Source organism: Thiocystis violascens DSM 198 (assembly GCF_000227745.2).
GTDB classification, from domain to species: domain Bacteria; phylum Pseudomonadota; class Gammaproteobacteria; order Chromatiales; family Chromatiaceae; genus Chromatium; species Chromatium violascens.
Genome location: NC_018012.1, coordinates 145,010 through 157,410, shown reverse-complemented (window position 1 = coordinate 157,410; position 12,401 = coordinate 145,010). Strand labels below are relative to the sequence as shown.

Genomic DNA, 12,401 nt, shown 5'->3' with positions numbered 1-12,401 from the left:
TTCCCTTTAGCCGAGATTGCGCAGATGCTCACGTTGGATGTCTTCAGGTATCGCTGTTTTATATTCGTGAATATTGATGATACGACTCCACCACTCAGTGCCCTGACTTCCGCAGACTGACCAAGGAAAAAGATAGGCATCAACAACTTCTCCTTTCTTGACTATCAATACGCGCAAGTCAAAAGATAAATCCTGATCCGCATATTTAGCTGCAAGGTCACTCCGCATTAACATCAGATCAGCGAGAAGTGGATCAGAACCCGTCAAATATACTCGCACACATGTATGGAATGGTGGCCTCTGGTTTAAAGACGGCAACCCATGCAATGCCGCTAGTTCATCCAAGTTGTACCTCAATGCTTTTTCTTGAAAATCATCGATACGCCAAGTACCGTCGACATACCTAAGAATACTCACTATCGCAACGGCGAGCTTTCTAAGATTGTAAGCGCTGATCTCAACTAGCGGCCCTATGGTTCCTTTCTTCGAACTAGCCACTCGGATGCCGCCGTCAGTGGCAGTGAAATGCTTGTCATGGATGATCGTTCCGCGGAGTGGTTCTAGTGTGCTGTAAAAACCAGCGAGACGCTCCCGTAGCCAAATTCGAGACTCAATGAAAGGTGGAAAGACGTGTGAACGCTTAAGTTCTTTCAACTTCTGATCAAAACGAAAGGTCGATGTAACTTTGTTCTCTTCGAAAACCCATTCGATGAGCATATCGATAAGCTTGAAGGTCGAAACAAAGACTAACGGCGCCCCTGCATTCAAAAAACCGGGCCTCCAGTCGCCGAGAATGATATTCATGCGTGCATGCACAAAAAACTGAGCTTTTGATTTCCCCAGTGGGTAAATCACCCCATCAGGCCACGATTGAAATAGTTCTTGTTGGACAATTGCGTAAACGGCCTCAAGAAGCAGGGCAATCACATCAACGCATTAGCGCATACTGTTAGACAATCCGTACTGCGGCCCCAATGATTTGAGTCTTTAGAATCTTGGGGAGATCTCGCCGATGTGCGACTTGAGTGTGGAGCGATCGATTGCGCACCATTTTGCCCCGCTGGACGAGCCGCGCAGCGCGATCCAACGACGGCACCTCTTAAGTGAGATGATCGTGATCACCATCGCGGCGTCCTTCAGTGGCGCCGACGGTTGGGTGGGTGTCGAGACGTTCGGACAGGCCAAGGAGGCGTGGCTGCGCACGTTTCTGAAACTGCCCGCGGGCATTCCGTCGCACGACACCTTCGGGCGGGTGTTTGCGCTCATCGATCCCGCACAGTTTGCCGCCTGCTTTCGCCAATGGAGCGCGTCGGTGGCCGAACTGATCCCCGAAGAGATCATTGCCGTCGATGGCAAGACCCTGCGCCGCTCCCACAGCCGCGGCAAGGGCTTGGCGGCGTTGCACCTGGTCAGTGCCTGGGCGACGGCCAATCGGGTGGTGCTCGGACAGGTCGCCACCGACGCCAAATCCAATGAGATCACGGCCATTCCACGTCTGCTGGAGTGGCTGAAGCTGGAGGGCTGCATCGTCACCATCGACGCCATGGGCTGCCAGACCAAGATTGCCGCGCAGATCATCCACCAGGGAGGGGACTATGTGCTCGCGCTCAAAGGCAACCAGGAAACGCTGGCCGCCGAGGTCGAGGAGGCGTTCATCGACGCCGACGCCAGAGGCTACGCCGGTGTCGATTCGGCATTCCTCGAAACCGTCGAGCGAGGGCATGGTCGTCTCGAAACCCGTCGCTACCAAACCTTGGGCGATCTTTCCGGCGTGCCGCACAGCGCCTCGTGGGAGGCAATGAACATGATCGGCAATGGTTGAATCGCGCCGTGAGGTCGCCGGCAAGGTCTCGGTCGAGACCCGCTATTTCATTGGCAGCATCGGCACCAGCGCCGCGCGCTTTGCCCACGCAGTACGCGGTCACTGGGGCATCGAAAACGGGTTGCATTGGAATCTCGATATCGCCTTTCGTGAGGATGAGTGCCGTGTCCGCGATCCGGTGGCGCGCGAGAATCTTGCCGTCCTGCGTCACCTCGCCCTCTCGCGCCTCAAGAATGACGGCACCAAGCTCGGCATCCAGAACAAACGCTTGAAAGCCGGTTGGGACGAGTCCTACCTGTCGAAATTGCTCTTCGAGTCGCCTCAGAGGAAGGGCGACGCTGATACATCGGTACCCGCTAATGTTAGCAGCGCTTGATGCGATTGCCCTGCCTCAAGAAGCCAGACTTCATATTCAGTACGCTCAGCGAGTTTGATAAGCGATGTGTCGTCGAAGGCTGACTGCGCAGTCATGGCTTTGTCCTAGGAAAAAGGGGTCAGACCCGAATGGCACGGACTTAGAGGGTGTAGACAAAATCAAACCGTTGTGGTCAACCGCCGCAGCAGGATGCGCGCCTCCGCCAGCCTAAACCCAGGTTTCGGAGACCGCTGGCAGACGGTCATGATGCATGATCAATCGACGGGCACGCTCATTCCACGCATGGGTGCGCTCGACAACCCAGCGCTTCGGCAGCGGAACGAAGCCGTCGGCGTTGGCGATCACCACTCGGTCAGGCGCCCCGTCCACGTGCCAGGAGCCAACGCTTTTGTTGGCTGGATGGCGCACGACTTCCACGCGGATCGCGTGGGTCTGCTCGGTGGTTTGGGCAAATTGACCGGCGTAGGCGCTATCGACAAACAGCGTGTTGATCTGGGGGTACTTGGCGGCCGCGTCAGCGACGGCGCCCGAGGCGGCATCGCGGTCCTGAAGATTGGCCGCGACCACGCTCACCGCCAACACGAACCCCAAGGTATCGACCACCAGGCTGCGCTTGCGCCCCTTGACCTGCTTGCCCGCATCAAAGCCGCTCGGTCCACCCTGCGGCGAGCCGCGGGTCGATTGCGCATCCAGCACCGCCGCCGTCGGCGCGATCTCACGCCCCTCGCGTTCGCGCCATTGCCCCCGCAGTCGATCATGCATCTGCTCAAACTTCCCAGCCGCACTCCAACGGCGAAACGTCTTGTAGACATTCTGCCAAGGCGCGAAATCGTGCGGCAGCATCCGCCACGCGCACCCCGTGCGCACCACGTAGCAACACGCCTCCAGGATGCTCCGGCGCGACACGCGGGGCGGTTGACCCCGCCCGCCCGGCATCTCAAAGAGAGCGGCGACCAAGTCCCACTCCGCATCGGTCAGACAACTTGGGTAGCTTTGGTCGGGGTCGTGGCGACGATGCGCATCCGTATACCCATACCGACGCGGCGTTGCGCGCGCTTGCGCCTCGAGACCACTCTCGCCCCGGAGGCGCGTGACGCCCGCCTCCCGCAAGGACTTGCGAATCGTTGCTTCATGAGCCTCGATTCCCGTCCGTGCCGCGAGTTCCCGGGCAATCTCTGACAGCGTGGAGGTCGGGCGATCCGTGACAATTTGACGCAATACCGCTTGCTCCGCCTCGTGAATCTTGGGGGGACGACCAGCTTTCGACATCAGCGCACACCAGCTCAGTTGTAGACTGGTATACAAATAGCAGCTCAATTATTTTTGTCTACACCCTCTTAAGAGATCACCATTATCTCGGGTAGGTTGCGGAAAAAGGGACAGATTTATTTGTTGCTCTCGCTCCGATGTCGTGAACCTAGAAAATAAATCTGCCCCCTTTTCCCTGCCGCGCTGGAGGCCGAAGAGGTGTTCACGCAGCGGGCCGCGCGGGCCGACAGCGCGCGCTTCCTGGACGTGCTGGCGCGTCTTGGCAGCGAATCGCCACGAACGGTCGATGAACTGGACACCGACTGAGAAACCAGCCGTCGTGCTCATCGCGTGCTCCCATCGAGAGATATCCTCTCGATCTTTTGTGTTTCTAAAAAGTGGAAGGGTAAACGGAAAATCGCACTCCGAGGCTGACATTGAAGTCGTTCATGGTTCGACAAGCTCACCACGAACGGCTTCAATGTCACCACGAACGGATGAAGCTTGGGTATGAAATTTTCCGGGGATCGCCTTATTCCGGACATGGACGTCATTCTCGACCAGTTGGCCGCCATGCTCATTGCCCTAGTCATCGAAACGCAAGATGGGCGCGCCCTCACCAACCGCTGACACCCCGCCAGAGGTCGGGGTGATAGATCACCCAGGCGCCGGCCACCGCGATCATAAGAATCACGCCGATCAGCAGAAGGACCGGCAGAACAGGGCGTGGCACCGAGTCGGCATTTGATTCGTCCAGGTCGCGCACGACCGTGGACGATGGTTTGCGCAGCAACTCGTCGAACGATGTCGGTGGCTGTCGAACGCGCTGCGGTGCGGCTTGGCGCGGCGGCGGTTTCTGGTCGATCCGGTCCACCTGCTTCCAGTACCAATCGCGATCATGAAGACCCATTGCTCTGTCCCTCTCACGTAAAATCATCGACGCAGTGCCAACCGAATCCAATCGGGGGTTACCCACGTCCCAGACAAAAACAGTCCGATCTATTTTTCATTATCGAGATCAGTTGCCCCGCGCCAACTCTGTATGACCGCCCTGCAAGGTTCCGAGATACGCCAGCAGATCCCCAATCTGCGCATCCGTCAGGCCGCTCTTGAACTCCGCCCACCAGGGGGTGTCGTCCGTAACCTTTTGGTATTTCCTGAGCATCCCCATGATCTCGTCCGCCGTGAGATCCCGCAGCGGTCTGGATCGCTTCTTGGCGGACAACTCGCCGTAGTCGCCATGACAGTCCAGGCAGAGTTCCAGATAGAGCGCCTGGCCCACGGCCGGGTCTCCCGTCCGCCCGCCCAAGTCGCACCCGCTCGACAGACAGGCGGCGATCAACAATCCGGTCGCGGCACGGCGCATGGCCCACTTCTCGCCCCGACCCGACGGGTTCTCGGTCCAGCACCAGCCATCCCCGATACCCATCCCGTTTCAGATCGACTTGACGAATTCGATGAGCGCCGCACGGTCTTCCGCCGGCAGGTTGCGGAAGATCTCGCGCGCACCCTCCGCCTCGCCGAAGTGCCAGAGGATCGCCTCCTCGAAGTCGCGCGCGCGCAGGTCGTGGAACATGTCGCTGTGGTCGACGGTGGTGCGCATCAGCCCGCGCCCCCAGAGCGGGGGCGTGCGGTAGGTTCTGAGCAGCCCGCGATTTTCCTCGCCCATGTCGTGCATCAGCATGTCGGTGTAGGGCCAGATCGTCTGACCGGCGTAGGCGGGGATGAATTCATCGGGGCCGGTCGTCCAACAGGGCTTGTGGCACTCGACGCAGCCGGTTTTGTGGAAGAGCGCGCGACCGCGCTTGACCCTGGGCTTGTCGAGATTGCGCGCGGCGGGGACGCCGAGTCCGCGATGCCAGACCATCAGTGCATCAAGCTGTTTCTGGCTGATCTCGACCGGCTGCGCGTCCTTCAGCGCGGACACGTCCAGGCCCAGTGCGGCCTGTTTATCGATCCACTGCGCGGACGCGAAGAGCTGCGGGCGGTCCTCCCGATTCAGGTTGAAGACATTCCACATGCCATTGAAACCGGGACCGTTCTGCAGCGTGGCGCGCGTGTTGTGCCAGGTGAATTTTCCGATGTGCTCCCGACCGTCGTGGGACTCGATCATGCGTTTGCCGAGTTGCCCCTGGATCGCGCCGCCCGCCGCCTTCTGACGCTCGTGCTCGGCGACGATGTCCTCGTCGCGGATGGCGTCGAGCAGTCCGGTGCCGTAGAGTCCGATGGTCGCCTCCAGCGAGACTCGATAATCCTCCGGCAGCGGGAGCAGCGGCTCGACCAGATCCGCGGTGGGATAGGTCAGGGTACCCTCGGTCGGTTTACCCTGGTTGTAGGGCGTGCCGTCCGGATATCGGTTGCCGTAGCGGTCGACGAAGGGCTTCCAGGCGATCGTCACATCCTTGGCGAGCGGCACGTAGGGCGGCACCGTCATGGTTTGCAGCATGAAAAGATAGCCATCGACCAGCTTGCCGTCCGGGGTATGCACTAGGGCGGTGTAGCCGTTGCCGAACTGGGTCGTCCATTTGTCCACGCGCCGCGCCCGTCCGTAGTTGGGATGGCAGTTCATGCAGGAGATGTTGTTGTAGATCGGCCCCAGACCGCCGAAGGGCGCGTCGGGGTCGGTCACATAGTCGGCGTCGAAGATGACCTCGCCCTCGGCGAACAGCTCCGAGAGTCGAGGGTCGGCGTTGATCGCCGGCGAAGGCAGTTCCATGGCCCTGGAGGTAGCGCTGAAGACGGTTCCCTGACGACCGCCGGCATAATATTCATCCGCCAGACTGGGCGGACTGCCGAGCGGTTTGTGCGCCTGGACCGCTTGTCCCGCCCCAGCCAGCGCGGCGGCGGCCAGAACGTGTGCCCAGGTGCGGGGGATGGTGACGGTGCGTCGCGACGGATTGCGCATGATGGCGATGATTCCAGGGCGGATGGATGGAGTTGAAGGGCGCGCCGGCCTCACAGCATGGATGGCATCTCATAGACCCCATAGATCGCCCAGGGGAGTGTGCTGGGATGCATGGTGATCAGGGGCACGGCGAGATCGACGCGCGCGACCAGCTTCGCGCAGGCGGAGACGGCCCGTCGCACCTCCAGTTCCCGGCCTTCGCCATCCGCGGACGCGCGGTAGGGATCGCCGACTGCGGCGATCCGGTAGGCCGTGTCCGCCAGCGCGATGCGGATGCGCCGGTCCAGCACCTCGTTCATGCCAGCCACCAGATCCGACATCGAATGACCGCGCTTGCCCTCCAGTCCGCCGAGATAGGCGTTTTCCAGACTCCGGAGCGTCCCCTGGAGATCGGCCAGACCGTTAAAGCTGTACCAGGTCTCGCTGGCGCGCGGGTCGGCCGAGCCCAGCACCTCGTCGATCGCCGGGCACAGTTCCTCGACCACCGTAATCGCGTCCTGCATGATCTCCTGCAACGGGGCCGAGAGAGATGGGTAGCGGCTGGCGAAATGGCCGGGGCGTGTGAATTCGTCCGCATACGCCTTTCTTAGCGCGATGCCCGCCGCGGCGAGTGCCTGAGCCTGGTGGGCCGGCAGGGCGTCGGTGCCGATCCAGGCGGCGAGGAAATCCGTGGCCTCCAGGCGCATGACCTCAACGGTCACCGCCAGGTAGTCCAGCTCGAACGCCCGCAGATCCGCCGCCGGACGCGGTTGGCCGTCGCGGAACAGCAGATATTCGGCCGCCAGGAAGCCGCGCCGCGTGGAATAGACCTGGTTGCGCAGATAAACCGCGTTCAGCTTGAGCCGGCCGACCGCCATTTCCGCCAGGGTGTGATCGACCAGCGGTCGGTCCAGCGGCCAGGTATTGAGCTGCTTGTCGAAGTTGTAATGCGCCGCCGGGCCAAATCCGAAGGCAGTCGTCAACTGAGCGGTGGCGCGGGCGGTTCGCCAGGCGGAAGCCGCCGCCGCGACCTTGGCGTCGGTCGGCGCGTCGCGCAGCCGGCGCACGGCAACGTCCAGCGCCTCGACATTCGCGACCAGGCGCGCGAGCGTGGCGACGATATTCCTTTCCGCGTAGTCTTCGACCGCGCGCTCGACGCTACGCTGCACCAGGAATTCCCGGATGCTCGCGCCAGGCTTGGCGAACAGCACGACACCGCTGACCAGACAGACCAGGATCAGCAGGTACAGCAAATTTCTGAGGTTCGACGTCATAATTCAGTGCTTGGTTGTGACCAGAAAGAGCCCGCGCGGCCAAGGCTGGCGCAGCCTGTCGCCGCCGGGGCCATGCGCGAAGACCGCATCCAGGGGCGCTGCAAAGACTGACGGGAATCAGAACGCCGGCAGCTCGGGGGCGTCGTCGGGGATGGCCGCGATCCCTTCGACCTCCACTAGCCAACCGGGCCGACACACGGGAGCCCGCACGAAGACCATGGGCGCGGATCCGTAGCGCCCGCGCATCTGCGCACGCACCCTCGGCTCGTCGCTGTCGTCGCGCAGATAAACGAGCCAGTGACACATATCCGCTGATGTGGCGCCCCCTTCGGCGAGCAACGCCTCGACGTTCTCCAGGGTCCGCGCCAACTGTCGATCCACATCGCCGAGATGAAGGATCTGGCCGCTCGCGTCGATGCTGGCGGTGCCGGAGATGATGAGATGCGCGCGGTCGCGGTAGCGGATGGCCGTCCCGCGCTCGAAGGTCACGCCATAGACATTGGTCGGGCTCAGGTGATCGAGCGCCTTGAGGTAACGCACCTGCTCCGACCGAAGACCGGAGATGGCCCAGGCGTCCAGCAGAACCAGGGCCTGAGTGTCGGGCGCATCGGCGCCGATGCCGGAACTGGCCGTGTAGTGCGTGTCGGCCGTCAGGCCATGCGCATCGAACAGCTCGCGTCGCGCCTTCACCAGCCCCTGGTAATTCACGTCCACGTCGCGCACGAAGAACCAGGTGCGCATCAGGTGGTCGGCCAGGGACAGCCCGCGGGATCGCAGTTCGCCGAGATAGGCGTTTAACAGACGCTCCGACTGAGCGTAGGAGTCGGAACCATTGATGTCCGTGAGCCCGGTGGTCCAATAGTGAACGAGCGAATCGCGGCGCAGCGCGAAGGTCGCCCCCTCGCGCGAGCTGTCGAGCGGCCCCGCCGGATCGACCAGATGATAGGCCCAGAGCGCAACCTTGCCCGGTCCGGCGGGTGCCTGACCGACCAGCGAGACGGCGCAGTCGTCGCCCAGTAGACCGCTCGCGTGCAATGCCTCCGCCTGATTGGCCGGATCGCTGCAGAAGAGACGCCGGAAGACCGCCGAGGAGCGGTCCGTTCCGGCGCCGGAGAGGGTCTCGTCATAAGCGCGGGAAAGCCGCTGCAACTGTTCGTCGATGTTCAGGGGCACCGCGACCGTGAGGGTCAGATTAATTTCGGCGGCCGCCCCCGGCCTCGGCTGAAAAACGGAAACGCTGACATCGACCTCGGAAGCGCGCGCATCGGTATGCCGACGCTGGAACGCATCGCCCTCCCTCCGATCAAATGATGCGCACCGGCAACTCGGGCCGCAACCTTGATGACCGCCGCTATCCGATCTTTCCACGTCACTCTCGTTCATAGTCTGGGCTCGATATGGACTCGCCTCTGACCCTCAGGGCATCGCGCCAGCGCGCTCAACGCCGTCATCGGCGAGGGAAAAGGGGCATCCGCGAGGGTCAAACAAGGCAGAGATGTTAACGAGATCGTTTAGCGTTTGCAAGTAAGGCGGCTCGTCGCCGTAATTCTCATTTTGACGTAGGAGCCCGCTTGCGGGCGACTTGCGGGCCTACGGGTTTGCATCCGGGCGATGGCGTTTGCAGGCCAAAGGCGAGTGGCAGCGCATGTCGCCCGCAAGCGGGCTCCTACGGATGGCGCCAAATTAGCTGGACTCGTCAACCCATATAAATATTGCGGATAGGAATAGTTTACGTTAACTTTAACGGCGAATACCGCCCGATTTCTAACCGAGCCCCCGATGCGCCTGAGCCGATTTACGCCCCCCTTCGATAGCCTCGATCAATTCCTTGCCCAGCGCACCCATGGATTCCTGGTGTCCGTGCTCCTCTGCCTGGTCGCGCTGGTCTATGTCAACAGCCTGGATGCCTCCTGGATCTTCGACGACCTGCCGAACATCGTTGACAATCCCCGACTGCATCTGAGCAGTCTGGACTGGACCAGCCTCTCGGGCACCTTCATCGGCACCCGTGACGACATCAACCGACCGCTGGCCTACCTGAGCTTCGGACTCAACCACTACTTCCACGGCCTGGACGTACTCGGCTATCACCTGGTCAACGTCACCATCCACGCCCTGACCGCGCTGACGCTCTATGTCTTCCTGCTCAAGACGCTGCAACTGCCCATGCTCCAGAGCCGTTACGCGGAGCGCGCCAAGGCCATCGCCTTCCTCGGCGCCCTGCTGTGGGCGACCAGTCCGATTCAGGTGACCGCCGTCACCGTCATCGTGCAGCGCATGGCTTCGATGGCGGCCTTCTTCTTCCTGTTCTCCATGCTCTGCTACCTGTTCGCCCAGCTCACGCCGGACTGGCGCCGCCGGTGGCTTTGGCTCGCGCTCTGCGTCCTGTCGGGTCTGCTCTCGCTGGCCACCAAGGAAAACGCGGCCATGTTGCCGCTGGCGATCTATCTGTATGACGTGCTGCTGATCCGCGAGGTCGACCGGGTGGCGCTGAAGCGTCAGCTCAAGCTCGCCGCCATTCCGCTCGCCGTCCTGGCGATCCTCACGCTGATGCTGATCGATCCGGCGAAGATCTTCGCGGGCTACGACCACCGCCCCTTCACGCTGCTGGAGCGCCTGCTCACCGAGCCGCGCGTGCTGCTGCTCTATCTCACGCAGATGCTGGTGCCGATCCCGGCCATCTTTGCCCTGATCCACGACATCCAGGTCTCGACCTCCCTCTGGAACCCCTGGACCACGCTGCCCGCCATCCTCTTCTGGACCGGCTGGCTCGGGCTCGGTCTCTACCTGGCCGATAAACGTCCCCTGATCGCCTTCGCGCTGATCTTCTTCCTTATCAATCACGCCATCGAGAGCACGATCATCCCGCTCGAACTGGCCTACGAGCACCGCAACTATTTACCCTCCATGATGCTCTACCCGCTCGCCGCGATCGGCATCCTCTGGCTCGGCCGGACGCTCGCCAGGCCTGCGGCGCGCGGCGCGGTCGCGTTCGGCGTCGCCGCCTTCCTCGTTCTCCAGGGCTACACCGTCATGGATCGCAACGCCATCTTCGCGCATCCGATCCTGGTCTGGACCGACAACCTCGCCAAGGCGCCGGGGCAGAGCCGGGTCTACACCAATCTGGGTCAGGTGTACTCGCTCATGAACATGCCCGAGAAGGCGCGCGAGACCTACGAAGCCGCGCTCGCGGCGGACAGCTACCACCGTCCGCACCTGCGCGCCGTGCCGCTCGGCAATCTAGGCAACGGCTACCTGCGCGACCGCAAGCTCGATAAAGCCAGGGAGTATTACGCCCAAGCCGTCGAGATCGATCCGGGCAACATGAAATATCGGATTGGACTGATCGTTTCGCTGATGGGCCTTGGCGAACTGGACGCGGCCAAGCCGGTCGTGGAAGCGGGACTCGCGCAACTGCCCGACGATCCCGGCCTGCTCTCGCTCTACGGCACCGTCCTCTTCAAGCTGGCGGATTACCCGGCCGCCATCGCGGCGGCCGACAAGACCCTCGCGCGCGATCCGACTCACGAGTACGCCCGGAAGATCCTGGGCGAGGCGCACCTGCGACTCGGCGAATACGCCGAGGCGGGGCGCTACTGGCGCTCCGTCGCCGATACCAACCCCAATGACATCGAGGCCAATCTCGCCCTCCTGAAGCTCGCCGATCTGAACAACGACGAGGCGGCGCTACGCCGAGCCGCGCGCCGGCTCCAGGCGATCCGGCAGGACCGCACCTGGGAGTCACTGCTCGGGCGCCTGGCAAGCATCCAGGCCAATCATGGTCCGGTCTTCATTGCCGACCCCAAGGGTCTGCTGCCGCTGATCGAACGCGCGCTCGCGGATCGGGCGGGCTGAAGGATGCGCGGCCCGGTCACCGCCCTGCCCCGCCGTCCGTTCGGTGCGTCCGCCGTCCTGCTGTTCGGCGTCCTGCTCCTGCTCGCCGGCTGCGCGACCACGACATCCCCCGCGCTCGAAGCCCGGAAGCCGGCACCGGGGACCGAAGTGGCACCGCCACCCGAGGGCGGTCAGATTTACTGGTGGTACAGCCGCTTCCGCCTCGCCTGGCCGGACGGCGAGCCCGCCCCCTGGCACCCGGACCTGCTGCTCGCGGATCTCGTCATCCGCCCCATCCTGGAAACCGAGCGCGACCGCATCCCGCTCTGGCGCTTCCACCGCCGCGCCGCGCGCGACGCCGCCGGACGTCAGTTCAGCTTCATCTACCGCGCCACGCCTGCGATGGCGCGACGCATCCAGGCGCGGATCGACGCCGACCCGCAAGTCGCGTGCCTGCTGCGCAAGGGCACCCTGCTCCAGGTCAGTCACGACGATCCCGCCCAGCCCCAGCGACCCGGCATCGGCGACACCTCCGACCCCGCCTGGCCCCCCGAGATGCAGCGCGCCTGGCCGCACTTCATCCTGGGCGCCAGCCAGCTCTGGCTGGAACTCATCCGCGAACTTGGCCAATCCGGCAAGCTCCCGCGCGGGACCGACGCCCACTACGCCGCGCTCAACGAACAACTGGAAACGCTTTGGCGCGACCAGGGCGGCCACGCCCTGCTGCATCACCTGAGCGCCGTGTTCGGCTACCGCGAACTGCTCGTCACCAGCCGGGGGCTCTTGAAGCTGTAGGTGTGATGAAGCGAATGGCATGCGCATGTTTCGGAAATGTCTAGCCCCCCGTAGGAGCCCGCTTGCGGGCGACGGTAATCGCAAGAAAGGCATCTTGGCGCACGAAAGGCATCTTGACGGATCACGTCGCCCGCAAGCGGGCTCCTACGGACAAGATTTTCGCGGAAA

The 12,401-nt window shown here is 62.7% G+C and carries 10 protein-coding genes and 1 pseudogene; 4 read left to right on the top strand and 7 right to left on the bottom strand.

Annotated features, from left to right (window positions below):
* Positions 1-6 precede the first annotated feature (6 nt).
* Positions 7-927 (bottom strand): hypothetical protein, encoded by a 921-nt coding sequence (locus THIVI_RS00720; RefSeq protein WP_157174330.1) that lies wholly within the window; start codon positions 925-927, stop codon positions 7-9.
* A gap of 85 nt (positions 928-1,012) precedes the next feature.
* On the opposite strand from THIVI_RS00720, the gene THIVI_RS00715 reads away from it, so the two are divergent.
* Together THIVI_RS00715 and THIVI_RS25965 are read left to right on the top strand one after the other, a co-directional pair.
* Positions 1,013-1,822 (top strand): ISAs1 family transposase, encoded by an 810-nt coding sequence (locus THIVI_RS00715; RefSeq protein WP_014776733.1) that lies wholly within the window; start codon positions 1,013-1,015, stop codon positions 1,820-1,822.
* On the top strand, positions 1,815-2,198 hold the full coding sequence (locus THIVI_RS25965; protein ID WP_014776732.1) for an ISAs1 family transposase: 384 nt from the start codon (positions 1,815-1,817) through the stop codon (positions 2,196-2,198). Before THIVI_RS00715 ends, THIVI_RS25965 begins: the two co-directional genes overlap by 8 nt.
* Before the next feature lie 158 nt (positions 2,199-2,356).
* On the opposite strand, the pseudogene THIVI_RS00710 reads toward THIVI_RS25965, so the two are convergent.
* The 6 genes and pseudogenes from THIVI_RS00710 to THIVI_RS00685 form a co-directional block, all read right to left on the bottom strand.
* Positions 2,357-3,467 (bottom strand): annotated as a pseudogene (locus tag THIVI_RS00710) (IS5 family transposase).
* Between the two features lie 595 nt (positions 3,468-4,062).
* Positions 4,063-4,383 (bottom strand): hypothetical protein, encoded by a 321-nt coding sequence (locus tag THIVI_RS00705; protein WP_157174329.1) that lies wholly within the window; start codon positions 4,381-4,383, stop codon positions 4,063-4,065.
* 81 nt (positions 4,384-4,464) lie between these two features.
* Entirely contained in the window at positions 4,465-4,875 is a 411-nt protein-coding gene (locus THIVI_RS00700; protein WP_014776728.1) for a c-type cytochrome, read from the bottom strand.
* A gap of 6 nt (positions 4,876-4,881) precedes the next feature.
* On the bottom strand, positions 4,882-6,351 hold the full coding sequence (locus tag THIVI_RS00695; protein WP_014776727.1) for a di-heme oxidoredictase family protein: 1,470 nt from the start codon (positions 6,349-6,351) through the stop codon (positions 4,882-4,884).
* A gap of 50 nt (positions 6,352-6,401) precedes the next feature.
* Positions 6,402-7,583: an imelysin family protein gene (locus THIVI_RS00690; protein WP_245537339.1), complete on the bottom strand. Its 1,182-nt coding sequence runs from the start codon at positions 7,581-7,583 to the stop codon at positions 6,402-6,404.
* 138 nt (positions 7,584-7,721) lie between these two features.
* A complete protein-coding gene (locus tag THIVI_RS00685) occupies positions 7,722-8,987 on the bottom strand; it encodes a Rid family hydrolase (protein WP_014776725.1) in 1,266 nt (421 codons plus the stop codon).
* Positions 8,988-9,383: 396 nt separating this feature from the next.
* Here THIVI_RS00685 and THIVI_RS00680 point away from each other — a divergent pair, with 396 nt between their 5' ends.
* On the top strand, positions 9,384-11,459 hold the full coding sequence (locus tag THIVI_RS00680; RefSeq protein ID WP_014776724.1) for a tetratricopeptide repeat protein: 2,076 nt from the start codon (positions 9,384-9,386) through the stop codon (positions 11,457-11,459).
* A 3-nt stretch (positions 11,460-11,462) separates the two neighbouring features.
* Positions 11,463-12,233, top strand: a complete 771-nt coding sequence (locus THIVI_RS00675) for a hypothetical protein (protein ID WP_014776723.1) — start codon at positions 11,463-11,465, stop codon at positions 12,231-12,233.
* The last annotated feature ends 168 nt before the right edge of the window (positions 12,234-12,401 follow it).